Consider the following 16916-nt stretch of genomic DNA (forward strand, 5'->3'; position numbering starts at 1 on the left):
GATCCGAAAGATAAGGGTTCGCATGGTTTCCATAAGGTTTGTTGCGTTTTGCGAACCCGGGAGGGGTGAGGCGCGTCATGGGCGAGCCGAAGACCGCCGGCAACAGTAGGAAGCGCGAGTTGCGTCGCACTGTCCTCGCGGTGAGGAGGACGTTGCCGCCGGATGACCGCCAGGCAGCCGCCGAGGAGCTGGCACGGCGTGTCCTGGCCCTCGACGAGCTCGCCGCGGCCCGCACGGTCGCCGCCTACGTCTCGGTGGGAACGGAACCGGGAACGGGCCCTCTGCTCCGAGCGCTGGACGAACGCGGCGCACGGGTGCTGCTGCCGGTCCTGCAGGCCGACAACGACCTCGACTGGGCCCCCTACGAGGGTCCCGACGCGCTCGCCCCTGTGGGACGGGGACTGCGGGAGCCCACCGGGCCGCGGCTCGGGCCCGAGGCGGTCATCGAAGCCGACGCGGTGCTGCTGCCCGGCCTGGCCGTCGACCGGCGCGGGCTGCGACTCGGCCGGGGCGCGGGATGCTACGACCGCGTACTCGCCCGGCTGGCGGCCTCCGGTGCGCACCCGGCCTGCGCGGTGCTGCTGTACGACGGTGAGGTCGTCGACCACATCGACGGCGAGGCACACGACCGCCTCGTGCGGACAGCCGTGACGCCGGCTGGAGTGCACCGCCTCGGTGAGGAGTAGGGCACCGCCCGACTCTCCTCCTCGACCACCTCCACCGCCCACCTCCCGGGTCGGCCCCGACCGCCCACGGAGCCGGGTCGGGGCCGTAGAGGGGCGTCAGGGCGGTACAGGGGCGTCAGGGGCGGCGCCCCGGATCTCAGGGCGTCAGGGCCATCTGGTCATCGGTGGCCTTGGCGACCGCCTTCTCGCTGTAGGGCCACTTGAGGAACTCTCCCCTGGCCCACTTGTCGGTCTGATCGGTGTAGTGCGCGTTGTAGGCGTGCCCGGAGGCTCCCGTCAGGTTGATCCACCGGGAGTTGTCCAAGTCGCTGAGGTCGACGACCATCCGCATCGACGGCACCCAGGTCACGTCGTACCCGCCGGCCGCGTTCCAGCCGGTCGCGTTGACGGCCGCCTCGCCCCCGCTCAGGTCCCAGGGGCCCCGGTTGAGGAGCCACTGCACGACGCCGGGGCCCTCGGTGCCGAGGGTCTGGTTCTTGAGCATCAGCCGGTGCAGCCTGCCCCAGCTCCAGGTGCCGATGTCCTTGCCGAGCTTGGAGGTGAGCTCCCAGCGGGCGTCCTTCATGGCGTGGCCCAGCAGGTCGTCCCGGTTCTCGTCACCGTCTCGCCGCGCGGTGCCGCGCGTCTTCCACCAGTCGCTGTCGGGCTTCTTGAGCAGCTTGCGCACCACCTCGAACCAGCGGTCACCGCCGTCGGGCTGCGCGGTGTCGGCAGAGCGCTGGCCGCACTCGCGTACCAGGCGTTCCTCACCGCTGAGGTCGTCGACGGGCCCCGAGTCGTCGGACGGCGCCACGTAGAGGCAGTCGCCCTTGACCCGCAGTTCCTTGGGGAGCTTGTCCCCGAAGGAGAGCTTGAGGAGGTTGCGCCAGACCGCGTTGAAGTAGGCGGCCGGTGCCGAGTCGGAGTCCTGGGTGTAGTCCCAGCCCTCCAGCAGCTTCTGTGCCTCCCGTACGTACGGATCCTTGACGTCGATCTTCAGCAGGTAGGGCACCAGCAGCTTGGCGATCTCGCTGCTGTTGTCCATCTGCATGCTCTCCATGTCCTTGAGGGAGATCTTCCCCCCGTCCTTGATCTTCGACTGGATGAGGTCGTTGATCCGCTGGCTGCGCGCCCCGTAGCCCCAGTCGTCCGTCAGCATGTAGGGATACTTCTCGCGGTCCACGACGGCCTGGTTGGCCGTCACGACGTAGCCACGCTCGGGGTTGTACTCCCACGGCAGGGCGCGCTGGGGGATGTATCCCTTCCAGCGGTATCGGGGGTCCCAGCCGGGGGCCGGGTAGCGCCCGTCGCCCTTTCCGCGTACGGGGATGCGTCCGGGCGCCTGGTAGCCGATGTTGCCCTTGGTGTCGGCGTAGATGAGGTTCTGCGAGGGGACGGCGAAGTCGCGTGCCGCCTTGCGGAACTCGGAGAAGTTCGACGCCTCGTTCAGCTGGAAGACCGCGTCCATGGTCTTCGACGGCTCAAGAGCGGTCCACCTGAGGGACACCGCGTAGCCGTCCCCCCGGTCGGGCGCCGCGTTGCCGACGGGTGACTTGTCCCCGACCTTGCGCAACTCCTTGTCGCGGTCGGAGATGACCGGCCCGTTGTTGGTCTCCCTGACGGTGATGGTGCGGTCCTTGCCCCCGGCGACCTTGATGGTCTCCTCGCGGGTGCGGTACGGCACCTCCTTGCCGTCGTAGAGGTAGTGCCCGTCGCTGACCTTCTCCAGGTAGAGGTCGGTCACGTCGGCGCCGAGGTTGGTCAGTCCCCAGGAGATGTCCTGGTTGTGGCCGATGACCACGCCGGGCATGCCGGAGAAGGTGAAGCCCGAGACGTCGAAGGGGCAGGACTTGTCCACCGAGCGGCAGTGCAGGCCCATCTGGTACCAGACCGAGGGGAGCTGCGGCGCGAGGTGCGGGTCGTTGGCGAGCAGCGGTTTGCCGGTGGTCGTGTACTTGCCCGAGACGACCCAGGAGTTGGAGCCGATGCCGCTGCCGTTCGGTCCCAGCAGTCCGGGAATCTTGTCCAGCTTCTTCGCCACCGTGCCCAGTTGGGTGCTCGCACCCTGGGTGGCCTCACCGACCGACTGGGCGCCGTTCGCGGTGCCGGACCCGCCGGAGGCCACTCCGCCCTCTCCCATGCCGTCAGCGGGGCTCTGAGCGCCGCCTGAGCCGGGCTGACCGGCATCGGTGCCGGTATCGGCCCCGTTCGCCGTGTCCTGTCCACCGGTCTCGTCCGCCTCGGTCTTCGGGTCGAACTCCTTGGAGACCGGGTCGACCGCGCCGTGATCGACGATCGGCTTGTTCCGGTCGTACGGGTACTCCGGGTACAGCTGCTCGATCTCGTCCTTGTCCAGGCGGCTGGTCATCAGCGCCCGGTCGACCTCGTCGGACATGTTGCCCCGCAGGTCCCACGCCATCGCCTTGAGCCAGGCGACCGAGTCGACGGGGTCCCAGGGCGCGGGCTTGTAGTCCTTGCCGTCCAGATCGAGGGCCGCGTACTCGACGGAGAGCGCGGAGCCCTCGTGGTCTTCGAGGTAGGCGTTGACGCCCGCGGAGTAGGACTTGAGGAATTCCTTGGTCCGGTCGGGCAGTTGCTTGTACTCCTTCTCGGCCACCCTGCGCCAGCCGAGGGTGCGCAAGAACGCGTCGGTCTCCACCTGTCCCGCGCCGAACATCTCCGAGAGCCGGCCCGAGGTCATGTGGCGGCGCACGTCCATCTCCCAGAAGCGGTCCTGGGCCTGCACGTACCCCTGGGCGAGGAAGAGATCCTCGGAATTGTCCGCATAGATCTGCGGAATGCCGCTACCGTCCCGTTTCACACTCACCGGCGCCTCGAGAGCCTTGAGTTTGAGGCTGCCGGTCGTCTGCGGGAAGGAGTCGCGCACGGTGCTGATGCCCCAGTACGTGCCACCGCCGATGCCTGCCACGAGCAGCAGCACGACGACGATCACGATGAGGCGGGCGCGTCGCGAGGTCTTCTTGGCGGGCATCGCTGTCCTTCGAGGGGCAGGGTGAACCTTGACTGAGGGGACCGGACGGGCTCGGTCCGTACGGAGCAACCATAGGCCGCCCCTCGTCACGCCCGGACAGCGAGTCGCCAACTACGGATTCCGCCGGGGGCTTGTTCAAGCGATGGTAAATTGTTAGCTACCCAAACGAACTAGAGACTTCCGGACACTCGTCCGGGAGCCACCCGCCCCCATGGGCAGCGCGTTAAGAACGCGTCAGGAAAGTGTCAGGAAAGTGTCAGGAGGACGTCAGAAACCGCACTCGCACCCGCTCGCGCCCCCAAGGAGCAAGCCCCGGAAGAGAGGACCGTGCCCTGACCGTCGACAGCCTCAACCAGCTACTGCTCTTCAGCGCCCTCGTACTGCTCGTCGCCGTCGCGGCGGTCCGCCTCTCCTCACGCAGCGGGCTGCCCAGCCTGCTCGTCTACCTCGGGATAGGTGTCGCCATAGGGCAGGACGGCATCGGCTTCGGATTCTCCGACGCCGAGCTGACACAAGTCCTCGGATACGCCGCCCTCGTGGTGATCCTCGCCGAGGGCGGACTCAGTACGAAGTGGAGCGACATCCGACCCGCCGTACCGGCGGCGGCCGTACTGTCCACCTTCGGTGTGGCCGCCAGCGTCGCCGTCACGGCTCTGGCCGCGCACTATCTGGTCGGCCTCGCCTGGCAGGCCGCGCTCCTGATGGGCGCCGTGGTCTCCTCCACGGACGCCGCCGCCGTCTTCTCCGTCCTGCGCAAGGTGCCCCTGCCCAAGCGCCTCACCGGGATCCTGGAGGCCGAGTCCGGCTTCAACGACGCGCCTGTCGTACTGCTGGTGGTCACCTTCTCCTCATTCGGTTCCCAGCACCATCCCTGGTACTTCCTGCTCGGAGAGATCGCGCTGGAACTCGCCATCGGCCTCGTAATGGGCCTGGTGGTGGGCAAACTGGGCGAGTTGGGCATGCGCCATGTGGCACTTCCGGCCTCCGGCGTCTACCCGATCGCCGTGATGGCACTGTGCGTCCTGGCCTACGCCGGCGGCTCCATGGCGCACGGATCCGGCTTCCTGGCCGTCTACGTCGCCGCGCTCATCCTGGGCAACGGAAAACTCCCGCACCGTCCGGCGGTAAGAGGATTCGCCGACGGGGTGGCCTGGATGGCGCAGATCGGGCTCTTCGTCCTGCTGGGGCTCCTGGTCACTCCGCACAACCTGTGGAAGGACTTCTGGCCGGCGGTACTCATCGGTCTGGCGCTCACCCTGGTCGCCCGGCCGCTGTCGGTCTTCCTGTGCCTGAAGGTGTTCAAGCTGCCCTGGCAGGACAAGGTGCTGCTCTCCTGGGCGGGGCTGCGGGGAGCGGTGCCCATCGTGCTCGCGACCATCCCCATGGTCGCGGACGTCGAGGACAGCCAGCGCATCTTCAACATCGTCTTCGTCCTGGTCGTCGTCTTCACCGTCCTCCAGGGGCCCACACTGCCCTGGCTGGCCAGAATGCTCCGCCTCAACGAGAGAGACGAGGCGGACGACGTGGACATCGAGTCGGCGCCGCTGGAACGGCTGCGCGGTCACCTGCTGGCGGTGTCCATCCCGCCCTCCTCCCGGATGCACGGGGTGGAGGTCACCGAACTGAGGCTCCCTTCGGGCGCGGCCGTCACCCTGGTGGTGCGCGACGGCACCAGCTTCGTACCGCAGCCCTCCACGGTGCTGCGGCACGGCGACGAGTTGTTGGTCGTCGCCACCGATCAGGTGCGCGACTCCGTCGAACGGCGCCTGCTGTCGGTCAGCCGCGGCGGCAAGCTCGCCGGGTGGCTGGGCGGCCCCGGAGGGAGCACGGCACTGCGGAGATAGCGCCCCTTCCGTACACGGAGCGTGATGGCGCGGTCGCGTGCGTTCGCATGCGTTCGGTGGGTTCGCATCCGTTCGGTGGCGACGCGGGCTGACCGGACGGGGTCCCTTTGCGTGCCGTCGGCGGGAGTGCGGGCGGCAGGGGTGCGGGCGCACCGAACAGAGGCCCCTTCGCGTGCGGCCGGTAAGGACGCGGGCGAACCGAACGGGGGGTCCGTTTCCGTGCCCCCGGCCGGCACGCGAGTGGGCAACCGGACGGGACGGTGGGGGACGCTCCGGTGGGTACGCGGGCGGCCCTTGGGTGGGTGATCTGAGCGCGCGTTCACCGAGAACTGATCTCGGCCGTTATCCTCATACCGGACAGGACAGTTTTACCCGACTCTGCCTGAAGCAGAGCTGGCGCGACCGCTCGGCGGCCACGGTCCGGATCGCCCACCCCGCACCGGACCGGGTATCTACCCCGGTCCTGCGCGAGAGGACAGCTCTCGGCGCGTCACCCTGAACGCGCTACCAGGCGGCAGAAAGGCCCGGCCGTGGAATCCCCGGCCACCAACACCGACCACGCAAGGACACGCGAGGCCAACCAGGCACACCCCGAGCGGCACCACGAGCAACGCTCCGACCGCTCCAAGGGCGCCACCGAACGCCCCGGATACGGGCAACTCCTGCGCACGGAGGGGGCCTGGTCCTTCCTCCTGCCCGGATTCCTGGCCCGCCAGCCCTACGCGATGCTGACCATCAGCATCGTCCTGCTGGTCGAGCACACCACCGGATCCTTCGGGCTCGCAGGCGCAGTCTCGGCGACCGCAGGCATCGCCATGGCCGTCATCGCACCGCAGAGCGGCAGACTGGCCGACCGGTTCGGACAGGGCGCCGTCCTCTTCCCGCAGGTGTTCCTGCACGCTCTCACCATCGCCGCCCTGATCGCGGTCGCCGTGCTGGACGCCCCACTGTGGGCACTGTTCGTCGCAGCCGTACCCGCGGGTGCGACGGCACCGCAGATCAGCCCCATGGTGCGCGCCCGGTGGGCGGCGCGTCTACAGGGCACCCCCCTGATGACCACAGCCGCCGCCTTCGAGTCGGTGACGGACGAATTCACCTTCGTCGTGGGACCCGTACTGGCGACCGCCCTGTGTACCGGAGTGCATCCGGCCGCCGGGCTCGTCGCGGAAGCCGCCGTCTCACTCGTGGGCGGGCTGGTCTTCGCCGCCCAGCGCCGCACACAGCCCGCCTCTGCCCGGGCCGGCGGCGCGGGCGGCAAGGAAGCGCCCGTCCACGGAGCGGACGGCGGCACCGCATCCGCGCTGGCCGTGCCCGGAGCGCGGGTGCTCGTCGCGGCGGTCCTCGGCATCGGCATGGTCTTCGGCGGCATGCAGGTCTCGCTCACCGCGTTCACGGAGTCGATCGGGCGGCCCGGCATCAACGGCGTCATGTACGGGGCCTTCGCCGCGGGCAACATGCTGGCAGCCGTCGCCGTGGGCGCGATCCGTTGGAAGCGGGGGCCGCAGACTCGGCTGCTCGCCGCCTACCCGGCCCTGGTGCTGGCCGCCGCGCTGGTCGCGGTCGCCGCACAGCTGGGGCCCTGGGCCGTGCTGCTGGGCGCCCTCGGGACACTGGCGGGGCTGTGCGTGGCCCCCTGCATGATCACGTGCTTCACACTGATCGAGACGCTGGTCCCGGCGGGAGCCCGTACGGAGGCCTTCACCTGGCTGACGGGCGCGGTGGCGCTGGGGCAGGCGGCAGGTTCCACGGTGGCCGGGCAGCTGGCCGACCACTCGGGCGCCGGTGCGGGCTTCTTCGCACCGTTGGCCGGCACGGGCCTCGCACTGCTGGTACTGCTCGCCTTCCGCGGGGCGCTGCATCCACCGCACGGCAGCCTGGTCGCGGCGCGTGGGCTGGGTCACCGAACGACGGTCCCAGTGGACTGACGCGCGGGAATGCTGCACTATGGAGCGTTGTTAGCACTCAACAAGTGAGAGTGCCAGGAGGAAGAACGTGCCGACGTACCAGTACCAGTGCACCGACTGCCGCGAGGGCCTCGAGGTGGTGCAGAAGTTCACGGACGACTCGCTGACCGTGTGCCCCAACTGCGAGGGACGCCTCAAGAAGGTGTTCTCGGCCGTCGGCATCGTCTTCAAGGGCTCCGGCTTCTACCGCAACGACAGCCGCAGCTCCTCGTCGAGCAGCAGTTCCTCCTCTTCCAGCTCCTCCTCGGACTCGTCCGGCAAGAGCGACGGCGACTCCAAGAGCTCGTCGGACTCCTCGTCCTCCAGCTCCTCCTCGTCGTCGGACTCGTCGTCCTCCGGCTCTTCCTCGTCGGAGTCGAAGTCCTCCGGCAAGGGCGAGAGCAAGAGCAGCGGCAGCAAGAGTTCGGCGAAGGCGGGCAGCTCGAGCTGAAGCGGCTCGCCGGGACACCGGCGTCCGCTTCCGCCCGCGAGCCCCACGAACGAACCGTTCACGGGTCTGACCACAGGCGTCACCGGCCCGTTGCCTTCCCTGCCCTCCCGACGGTGCGCCCCCTTAGGGTGACCGCATGAGCGAACAGGCAGAGATCGGCGTCATCGGCGGTTCCGGGTTCTACTCCTTCCTCGACGACGTCACCGAGGTCACCGTCGAGACGCCTTACGGGCCGCCGAGCGATTCCCTCTTCCTGGGGGAGACCGGCGGCCGCAAGGTGGCATTCCTCCCCAGGCACGGCCGTGGCCACCATCTGCCTCCCAACCGCATCAACTACCGCGCCAACATGTGGGCGCTGCGTTCCGTGGGAGTCCGGCAGATCATCGCCCCCTGCGCGGTCGGCGGCCTGCAGCCTGAGTACGGGCCCGGCACGCTCGTCATCCCCGACCAGCTCGTGGACCGCACCAAGACGCGGCAGCAGTCGTTCTTCGACGGGGAGGCCCTGCCCGACGGAAGCGTGCCCAACGTGCTCCACATCACCTTCGCCGATCCGTACTGCGAGGCGGGGCGCGAGGCCTCGCTGCGCGCGGCCCGTGACCAGGGCTGGCAAGCGGTGGACGGCGGCACGATGTGCGTCATCGAAGGCCCGCGCTTCTCCACCCGTGCCGAGTCGCGCTGGCACGCCGCACAGGGCTGGTCTGTCGTCGGCATGACCGGACACCCCGAAGCCGTGCTCGCCCGCGAGCTGGAGCTCTGCTACTCCTCACTGGCCCTCGTCACGGACCTCGACGCGGGCGCGGAGGCCGGCGAGGGCGTCTCTCACGAGGAAGTCCTGCGGGTCTTCGGCGAGAACATCGACCGTCTGCGCCAGGTCCTCTTCGAGGCAGTCCGCGAGCTGCCCACCGGCAGCGACCGCAAGTGCGAGTGCGGCACGGCGCTCGGTGGTCAGGAACCCGGCTTCGCCCTGCCCTGAGGACCGCACCCGCTCCCTACCGACGGCGTGCCGGCCACTTCGCGTTTCCTTCGGCGTCGGGTCGGGTCGCCTCTGGTCGCGTCACATCTGGTCGCGGCCTCGCGCTGAGCCGCGGTGTCCTGCGGCCTCGCGTTCCGGGGCGGGTCGCGGACCCGGGGCCGCTCGGGCCCTCGGCCCGGCAGACCACCGCCCTCCTCATACGGGTGAGGAAGTTGTCCACAACCGGTAGGTAATCCACAGATTCCGCGGGTGCTCAGCGGATTCCGGCGAACGGGTTCACCGTGAGGCGACGAGGACCGCGACCACGCGGTCTTCCCCTGAAGGCTGGTGGTGAGCATCGTGTCCCGACCCCGGAATCCGTTCTCGCAGCGCTTCCCCCCGCGTACGCGGCCGCGGACGCCGGTGCCCGATTTTCCCCCGGTGCGCGCCGGGCGCGGCCGTCGGCCGTCTCGGGGTGCGCTCGGCCGCCGCAGAGTCTTCTCGGCGGCGCTGGCCGTCTCCGCGGCCGGGCTGACCGCTGTCGCCGGCGGCTCCACACCCGCCGACGGGACCGACGGAGGCCAAGGTTCCGGGGAAGGAGATCGCCCGGGCATCGCTAGGCGTTCCGGCACTGAGAAATCCGTCACGGAGCGAGGCGCAGCCGCGTCCCCCGTCTCCGCGCCGGTCCGCATCGCCGATCCGGCGACGGTCCGTCTCCTGAGCCCCGGGGACCGTGTGGACGTGCTGGCGAGCGGCTCGAAGGGAGACGCCGCGCGCATCGTCGCGACCGGCGCCCGAGTGGCTCAGGTGCCCAAGACCGGCGACACTGTCTCGGGCGACGGGGCCGAGGGCTCACTGATCGTGGTCGTCGTGCCACGGCGCACCGCGGCCGCGCTGGCCGGCGCCGCAGCCGAGTCGCGGATGGCGGTGACGCTGTGCTGAGCTTCCGGCCGCCCGCCTCCGCGCCCGCGGGCCGGGGCAGTGCGTGCATGAGCCACCCTCTTCGGGGGCAGGCGAGTGGCCTGTCCCGTGCGCAGGCGCTCCCCTGGGGCCCGTGTGCCCTGGGTCTCCCGCTCGCAGTCAGCATCGTCACATGGTTTCGGAAGAGGCAGTTCGTTGAGCAACGCACCCGCACCCGCCCCCGAGAAGAAGGGCCTACTCGCAGGCTTCAGGGAATTCCTGATGCGCGGCAACGTGGTCGAACTGGCCGTTGCCGTCGTCGTGGGAGCAGCCTTCAGCAAGATCGTCGACTCTGTCGTCAAGGGGTTCATCAATCCGCTGGTCGGAGCGATCGGCACCAAGGACCTGGACCAGTACCAGTCGTGCCTGAAGGGCCCGTGCGAGACCAGCCCGGCGGGCGAGGTGGTCAGGGGCGTCCCGATCAACTGGGGCCCCGTGCTGAGCGCCACGCTGACCTTCGTGATCACCGCAGCCGTCGTCTACTTCCTGATGATCCTGCCGATGAACAAGTACAAGGAACGGCAGCTGGCGAAGGCGGGCCCGGTGGAGGTGCCCAAGACGGAGGTCGAGCTGCTCACGGAGATCCGCGACGAGCTGGTCGCCCAGCGGTCCGGCACGAGCGCCCTGGACGGCACGGGCGGCCCCGGTCCCCACGACGCCTCGGCAGCGGACGCAGGCGGCTCGCAGGCGTCCTCCGCCGCTGGGCCGGACGCCTCGGTGGGCTCGCAGCGCGACGGTGGCGTCAGTACGCAGAAGTAGTGGCGCAGCGCCGCAGGGCACTGCGGGCGCGGTGCCGTCTGCCGCTGCGGCGGGGCTTCGCCCGGTTGACGCGGTGGCGCCGTCGGTCCCTCGACGGGACGGGGGCGCTGCCCCAGCGCGGGTCAGGTGGTCCCCAGGGGCCCGAGCCGCGGCGGCTTCGGCCGCGCGCCCCGGTTCACAAGTGGTGGGGCGGCTTCTCGTCGAGGAAGCGAGCCAGCTCGGCGTCGCTTCCCTGGGCCTCTCCCGCTGTGCCCTCGCCCCACCCGCGGTCGGTGTCGTCACTGGACGGACGGCTCAGCGGGTCGTCGAAGACCAGCGACGCCGCCGCGTCACGCGGCGTCGGTCGTGCGGAGGGCTGCGGATCGGAGCTCATGGCTCAAGCGTACGGCGGCCGCCCGCCCTTCCTGGTATGGATGCCGGATGAGACCTCAGGACTCACAGGAACCGACCGCCCCCGCGACGACCTCCCCCTCGACCGGCGCGCTGGACGCCCTGACCGACGTGCGAGAACTGCGCGTGGGTCACGCGCAACGGACCGACGACGGCTGGCTGACCGGCACGACCGTGGTGCTTCCAGCGCGGGAGGGAGCCGTCGCGGGAGTGGACGCTCGGGGAGGAGCCCCGGGGACGCGCGAAACCGACGCTCTGGATCCGCGGAATCTGGTGGAACGCGTCCACGCGGTCGTCCTGAGCGGGGGCAGCGCGTTCGGGCTGGACGCCGCCTCGGGCGTGATGAGCTGGCTGGAGGAGCAGGGCCGCGGCGTCCCCGTGGGCACCGACCCCTCGCAGGTGGTGCCGGTGGTGCCGGCTGCGGTGATCTTCGACCTCGGCCGGGGAGGCCGGTGGAGCGCCCGGCCGGACGCGACGCTCGGCAGACAGGCGGTGGAGGCCGCCGGTGGAACGGAAGCGGGAGCCGCGCTCCCGCAGGGCTGTGTCGGTGCGGGGACCGGAGCTGTGGTCGGGGGCCTCAAGGGCGGAATCGGCACGGCGAGTGCGCTGCTGCCGTCGGGGGCCGTGGTCGGCGCCCTGGTCGTCCTGAACGCGGCCGGGTCGGCGACGGATCCGGCGACGGGGGCGCTGTGGGGAGAGCTGCCCGGCAGCCTGCACCACCTGCCCGCCCGGTCCGCTCACGCCGAAGCGGAGCGCCGGCGCGCGGCGGCGCAGGAGGAGACCGTCCAGCGGTCGGCGGGAAACCTCAGGCCCGCCCTGAACACGACGCTGATGGTGGTCGGGACCGACGCGACGCTCACCCGGCCGCAGGCACAGCGGCTGGCGGGCAGCGCCCACGACGGTCTGGCACGGGCGGTGCGCCCGATCCATCTGATGCACGACGGCGACGCGGCCTTCGCTCTGGCGACCTGCGAGCGGGAGCTGGGGCAGGGGGAGTTCAACGAGGTGCTGACCGCGGGAGCCGAGGTGGTGGGCCGGTCCGTGGCCAAGGCGGTGCGAGCCGCGAGCGGTTTCGACGGGCCGGGCGGGGTCTTTCCCGCGTACGGCGATCTCTACGGCGGGCACACCCGTGGAGGGCACTCGGAGCCCGCCTGATGGAACTGACGGTTGCCGTGGGCGCGGCAGCGCAGCGTGCGGAAGCGGCGGTACGGGGGTGGCTGGCCGTGAGGGCGTCGATGTTCCCGGTACGGCGGTTGGCGCGCGGGCTGCACCGGACCGACGAAGGCCGGCGGGCGGAGGGATCCGGCAACAAGAGCGGGATGGCTGCCTCGCGAGGGCGCCAAAAGAGCGGGGAGGCGCCGGGGAGCGAAAACGCGAAGGCGGAAGGAGCCCGGACCATACGGGTGCCGCCGCGGGACAGTTGAGAGCCCCGGCGCTCGGGGGAAGCACCGGGGCTCGTCGAGGGGCAACGACGTCGGCGGCTCGGGGAGCCGGTGTGCCGACGGCTCGGAAACTGGTGTTACGCCGCCTCGTCGAAGCCCGTGTCGTGGGCCATCTTCTTCAGTTCGAGCAGCGCGTGCTTCTCGATCTGGCGGATGCGCTCACGGGTGAGGCCATGCTGCTTGCCGACCTCGGTCAGCGTGCGCTCCCGCCCGTCGACCATGCCGTAGCGGGCCTTGATGATCGAGGCAGTGCGCTCGTCGAGCCTGCTGATGAGGTCGTCGAGCTCTTCCCTGCGCAGCACCGTGAGCACGGACTGCTCCGGCGAGTCGGCCGAGGTGTCCTCCAGCAGATCGCCGAACTGGGTCTCGCCCTCGTCATCGACCGACATGTTCAGGCTGACCGGGTCTCGGGCCCAGTCGAGGACGTCGGTGACGCGCTCGGGCGTGGAGTTCAGCTCCGCCGCGACCTCGGAGGGCTCCGGGTCCCGGCCGTGCTCACGGTTGAACTCGCGCTGCACACGGCGTATGCGGCCCAGCTCCTCGACCAGGTGCACGGGCAGCCGGATCGTACGGGACTGGTCGGCGATGGAGCGGGTGATGGCCTGGCGGATCCACCACGTGGCATAGGTGGAGAACTTGAATCCCTTGGTGTAGTCGAACTTCTCCACAGCGCGCACGAGTCCGGCGTTCCCCTCCTGGATCAGGTCCAGCAGGGGGAGGCCGCTCCGTGGGTAACGCCTGGCCACGGCGACCACAAGACGGAGGTTGGAGCGGATGAAGACATCCTTGGCCCGCTCCCCCTCGGCGACGACCGCTTCCAGTTCCTCACGGTTCGCGGTCGCGCTGGCCGAGTCGTCGGCGACGGGCGCCTCGAGCCCGTCCAGGATGCGCTTCGCGTAGACACCCGCCTCGATGGCGAGGGAGAGCTCGACTTCCTTCTCAGCGTCCAGCAGCGGAGTCCGGGCGATCTCGTCGAGATACATGCCGACCAGGTCACGGTCCGCGACTTCGCTGCCGGCGGCGCGAACACTGCTTGCCGTGTCGGAGACACCCTTGGTGTTCTCCTGACGACGGGCGACGGCACGGGTTGCCATGCGTGCTCCCTTGCGAGTGGACTTGAAACTTTGGCCTGGTGGCTGGCTCGGACACTCCCCGAGTGCCCGCCTTGCGTAGATGTCAACGGCTGGAAACCGGACTAAATTCCCAACTCGCGCAACATTTTTCGGATCATGCAGTACCCTGTGCCGCTACTCACCCGATCCGAATGGTCACAGTACGGATTCACACCTGGTCGGAGGGGGTGCGGAACACCTCGGGCAGTTCTTCCGTTGTCGCGCGCGGCTGCTGCACGGGCGTTCGCCATCGTCCGCCCGTCACCTGTCTAGACGGTTGTCGTCCGTTCTTGGTTGCGTGGCCTCGCACTGGTCGTCTCTCCCGCCCCTCCGACGACCTCCGGCTCACTCCGCTCACCGGGATGGGGGCCTCCCTCTTCCGCGGGTGACAGGCGGACAGACCCCACCGCCTCGCATTCGTAAGTGGTCACGCCCTCACACCACAGGAGACTCCGGCCCGCCCCCGCACACGAGGAGAGGCCCCCGCACTCTTCCGGGTGCGGGGGCCTCAGGGGGCTCGTGCAGTCGCAGCCTGCCGGTCAGTGCATCGCGACCAGTACCGGCTCGGGCTCGCCGTCAGGGCTGTCACCCGCGGCCTCGCCCTCGGACGGGGCGGCGGAAGCCGAGCCGCTCTGTCCACGGGCGTTCACGAAGACCGCGACGATCGCTGCGGACACGAGCAGGATGCCCACGGCCCACCAGATCGCCGAGGTGTAGCCGTGCACCATGGCTTCCAGCTTCAGCATCTGCTGCGCCGGCTTGCTGGTGGCCTCGGCGACGTGCGAGGCGACGAAGGAGGTGGTGGCACTGGCGGCGATGGTGTTCAGCAGAGCCGTACCGATCGCGCCTCCCACCTGCTGCGAGGTGTTGACCATCGCGGAGGCGACACCCGCGTCGCTCGACCGGACACCGTGCGTGGCCAGGGACATGGCGGGCATGAACGCCGTTCCGAGCCCGAGGCCGAGCAGTATCTCGGCGGGCAGAATCAACGCGGGGTAGGAGCTGTCCACCTCGAGCTGGGTCAGCAACAGCATGCCGAGCGCCGCGACCAGGAAGCCGGGCATCATCAGGAGACGGGAGGGAACGCGGGTCATCAGCCGCGCCCCGATCTGCGTGGACCCGGTGATCATGCCGGCCACCATCGGCAGGAAGGCCACACCGGTACGGACCGGCGAGTACCCCTTGACCACCTGCAGGTAGTAGGTCAGGAACAGGAACAGCCCGAACATCGCGATGGTCGCCAGGCCCAGCGACAGGTAGACCCCGCCCCGGTTGCGGTCGGTGACCACGCGCAGCGGCAGCAGCGGTGCCCGGACCTTGGACTCGACCAGCGCGAAGGCGATCAGCAGGACGGCGGAGGCGACGAAGACGCCGATGGTGCCGCCGTCACTCCAGCCGTCCGTCTCCGCCCGGGTGAACCCGTACACGAGCGAGACCAGACCGAGCGTGGAGAGGAAGACCCCGGGGATGTCGAGAGCGGAGCGGTTGCGGGTCTCGGCCGGTTCCCGAATGACGCTGAGGGCACCGAGCGCGGCGATGACGGCGAACGGAACGTTGACGTAGAAGGTCCAGCGCCAGTCCAGGTACTCGGTGAGAACACCGCCGAGGATCAGCCCGATGGCGCCGCCGCCTCCGGCGATGGCGCCGTAAATGCCGAACGCCTTGGCGCGCTCCTTGCCGTCGGTGAACATCACCGCAAGCAGCGAGAGAGCGGCGGGGGCGAGCAGCGCACCGAAGGCCCCCTGCAGGGCTCGGGCCGCGAGCATCATCACCTCGCCGGTGGCGGCTCCTCCGAGAGCGGAGGCCGCCGCGAACCCGACGAGCCCGGTCACGAAGGCGCGCTTACGGCCCCACATGTCGGCGATACGGCCGCCGAAGAGCAGCAGGCCACCGAACGCCAGGGCGTAGGCGGTGATGACCCATTGCCGGTTGGCATCGGATATGCCCAGGTCGGACTGGGCCGAGGGAAGCGCGATGTTCACGATCGTCGCGTCGAGGACGACCATGAGCTGCGCGATGGCGATGAAGGCCAGGGCCTTCCATCTCCGTGGGTCCAGGCCGGTCTGCACGGCGGCCGGAGCGGCTGATTTTGGCATGGATGTGCCCATCTCTTGGTGCTGAGTACGAAAAAACGGTCGGTGACGTGGTGAACGGGTGAGCAGATCGAGACCTGAGAGACCCCTGCGCAGTCGTGACGGACAGAGAAGAAATGCGCTACCGCGAGGCGGTCTTCCCGTACGCCGTCGGCCGTCTGCGAGCTGACGGACCGGCGCGCCAGTGGGGCGGCGGTGAGACCGGAGGTCGGATCTGGTGTGGTCTGGGCGGTCGGAAGTCGGAGTACTGACTCGGTAGGGAAGCGGAAGTAAGCGGTGTTGCTCGGATCAGTCGCCCTGGCGGATCAGTGGTCTTCTCGCAGCTCCTCCAGCGTCGCGGCGTGGCCCGGGAGTTCGGACCTGGCAGGGGCGCGCAGTCCGTCGATGTAGAGCTGCACGTGACGTTCGACGAAGCGCTCGAGCCGCCCGCAGCCGACCCCCGGCAGAGGTCGGGTGAGCTGGCCGAGCGCGACCATGACGTCGCCGACGTCGATGTCGGTCCGCACCTCTCCCGCCCGCTGGGCGCGCCGGATCAGCTCCTCCGTGAGCCCTTCCACCCGCTTACGCGCAGCGAGGCACTGCGGCTCCGTGGAATCGAAACGGCCGGAGAGCATCGGACAGAGCGCGCCGATGCGCTCCTCCACTGCGGCGAACACGAAGCTACGCAAGGCCTCGAAGGGGTTCTCCTCCTCGGTCAGCGCCTGCTGTGCGCGGGTCGCGATCCGCTCGGTCACGGCGTGCATCACACCGTGTACGAGGTCGTCCCGGTCGGGGAAGTGCCGGTAGAGGGTCGCATTGCCGACCCCGGCCGTGCGAGCGATTTCGTCCAGGGACGCGTCCGCACCGTGGATGACGAACGCCTCGCGGGCAGCCGCCAGGATGCGCTCCCGGTTACGTGCGGCATCAGCACGCCCCCTGTGCGCGGCGCCGCCGGCAACGCGCTCGGTGCCCGGGCACTTCGTGGTGGCGGTGGGGCTGCCCATCCTGGTTCCTCGCTCCTTCCGGGACGGCCGGTGCCGTCGAACGCGATCCCGCTGGTGCGGTGGCACCCGCGGGTGAGGCGGAGTCCCCGATACGGGGACTGATTCCCCGTTTGCCGGAGACGCTGATGTAAACGGGGACGCGATCCCCGGTTATTTCCCTGACCCTTGTGACGCGCATCACTTGGTTGCCTCGTCTCGACGGCGCGGCACGGACGGGAGGAAGACAGGGAGGGGGCAAGACCTTCGCCGCAGCACCGGACGCCACTGGACTGGACCCATGAAGTTCCGCGCGGCGTCTGGTCCAGATGGCCTCCACGCTGCGACGATGTG

Annotated in this window: 13 protein-coding genes; 8 read left to right on the plus strand and 5 right to left on the minus strand. The window is 69.9% G+C overall.

The window, feature by feature from the left end; all coding sequences use genetic code 11:
• Positions 1-77: 77 nt before the first annotated feature.
• On the plus strand, positions 78-686 hold the full coding sequence (locus DTL70_RS02540) for a 5-formyltetrahydrofolate cyclo-ligase (RefSeq protein ID WP_114020171.1): 609 nt from the start codon (positions 78-80) through the stop codon (positions 684-686).
• A 136-nt stretch (positions 687-822) separates the two neighbouring features.
• Here the strand turns inward: DTL70_RS02540 and DTL70_RS02545 are convergent, their stop codons facing one another.
• The gene (locus DTL70_RS02545) at positions 823-3657 is read right to left on the minus strand and encodes a penicillin acylase family protein (protein ID WP_114020172.1); all 2835 of its coding nucleotides are present in this window, start codon (positions 3655-3657) and stop codon (positions 823-825) included.
• A 332-nt stretch (positions 3658-3989) separates the two neighbouring features.
• On the opposite strand from DTL70_RS02545, the gene DTL70_RS02550 reads away from it, so the two are divergent.
• From DTL70_RS02550 to mscL, 6 genes are all read left to right on the plus strand, one after another.
• Positions 3990-5501, plus strand: a complete 1512-nt coding sequence (locus DTL70_RS02550) for a potassium/proton antiporter (protein WP_114020301.1) — start codon at positions 3990-3992, stop codon at positions 5499-5501.
• A 530-nt stretch (positions 5502-6031) separates the two neighbouring features.
• Positions 6032-7426, plus strand: a complete 1395-nt coding sequence (locus tag DTL70_RS02555; protein ID WP_114020173.1) for an MFS transporter — start codon at positions 6032-6034, stop codon at positions 7424-7426.
• A 67-nt stretch (positions 7427-7493) separates the two neighbouring features.
• Complete coding sequence (locus DTL70_RS02560; RefSeq protein WP_114020174.1) at positions 7494-7895, plus strand: FmdB family zinc ribbon protein; 402 nt, start codon at positions 7494-7496, stop codon at positions 7893-7895.
• Positions 7896-8031: 136 nt separating this feature from the next.
• Positions 8032-8868 carry an S-methyl-5'-thioadenosine phosphorylase gene (locus DTL70_RS02565; protein WP_114020175.1) on the plus strand — a complete coding sequence of 279 codons (837 nt, stop codon included), beginning with the start codon at positions 8032-8034 and terminating at the stop codon, positions 8866-8868.
• 720 nt (positions 8869-9588) lie between these two features.
• Positions 9589-9789: a hypothetical protein gene (locus tag DTL70_RS34050; protein ID WP_245978934.1), complete on the plus strand. Its 201-nt coding sequence runs from the start codon at positions 9589-9591 to the stop codon at positions 9787-9789.
• A gap of 174 nt (positions 9790-9963) precedes the next feature.
• Positions 9964-10566: a large conductance mechanosensitive channel protein MscL gene (mscL, locus tag DTL70_RS02575; RefSeq protein ID WP_114020177.1), complete on the plus strand. Its 603-nt coding sequence runs from the start codon at positions 9964-9966 to the stop codon at positions 10564-10566.
• A gap of 175 nt (positions 10567-10741) precedes the next feature.
• Here mscL and DTL70_RS02580 read toward each other — a convergent pair whose 3' ends face one another.
• Entirely contained in the window at positions 10742-10939 is a 198-nt protein-coding gene (locus tag DTL70_RS02580) for a hypothetical protein (protein ID WP_114020178.1), read from the minus strand.
• A gap of 47 nt (positions 10940-10986) precedes the next feature.
• Here DTL70_RS02580 and DTL70_RS02585 point away from each other — a divergent pair, with 47 nt between their 5' ends.
• On the plus strand, positions 10987-12111 hold the full coding sequence (locus DTL70_RS02585) for a P1 family peptidase (protein WP_114020179.1): 1125 nt from the start codon (positions 10987-10989) through the stop codon (positions 12109-12111).
• Between the two features lie 364 nt (positions 12112-12475).
• Here the strand turns inward: DTL70_RS02585 and DTL70_RS02590 are convergent, their stop codons facing one another.
• From DTL70_RS02590 to DTL70_RS02600, 3 genes are all read right to left on the minus strand, one after another.
• Complete coding sequence (locus tag DTL70_RS02590) at positions 12476-13492, minus strand: sigma-70 family RNA polymerase sigma factor (protein ID WP_114020180.1); 1017 nt, start codon at positions 13490-13492, stop codon at positions 12476-12478.
• 557 nt (positions 13493-14049) lie between these two features.
• Entirely contained in the window at positions 14050-15618 is a 1569-nt protein-coding gene (locus DTL70_RS02595; protein WP_114020181.1) for an MFS transporter, read from the minus strand.
• Between the two features lie 290 nt (positions 15619-15908).
• Positions 15909-16586, minus strand: coding sequence for a TetR/AcrR family transcriptional regulator (locus DTL70_RS02600; protein ID WP_114020182.1), 678 nt, complete (start codon positions 16584-16586; stop codon positions 15909-15911).
• Positions 16587-16916: the final 330 nt, after the last annotated feature.

It is taken from the genome of Streptomyces diacarni, assembly GCF_003323715.1.
GTDB classification, from domain to species: Bacteria; Actinomycetota; Actinomycetes; order Streptomycetales; family Streptomycetaceae; genus Streptomyces; species Streptomyces diacarni.

Coding starts and splice junctions, on each gene's coding strand:
- DTL70_RS02540 (WP_114020171.1), top strand. CDS start 78: ATGGGCGAGCCGAAGACCGCCGGCAACAGTAGGAAGCGCGAGTTGCGT.
- DTL70_RS02545 (WP_114020172.1), bottom strand. CDS start 3,657: ATGCCCGCCAAGAAGACCTCGCGACGCGCCCGCCTCATCGTGATCGTC.
- DTL70_RS02565 (WP_114020175.1), top strand. CDS start 8,032: ATGAGCGAACAGGCAGAGATCGGCGTCATCGGCGGTTCCGGGTTCTAC.
- DTL70_RS02580 (WP_114020178.1), bottom strand. CDS start 10,939: ATGAGCTCCGATCCGCAGCCCTCCGCACGACCGACGCCGCGTGACGCG.
- DTL70_RS02585 (WP_114020179.1), top strand. CDS start 10,987: ATGAGACCTCAGGACTCACAGGAACCGACCGCCCCCGCGACGACCTCC.
- DTL70_RS02590 (WP_114020180.1), bottom strand. CDS start 13,492: ATGGCAACCCGTGCCGTCGCCCGTCGTCAGGAGAACACCAAGGGTGTC.
- DTL70_RS02595 (WP_114020181.1), bottom strand. CDS start 15,618: ATGGGCACATCCATGCCAAAATCAGCCGCTCCGGCCGCCGTGCAGACC.
- DTL70_RS02600 (WP_114020182.1), bottom strand. CDS start 16,586: ATGGGCAGCCCCACCGCCACCACGAAGTGCCCGGGCACCGAGCGCGTT.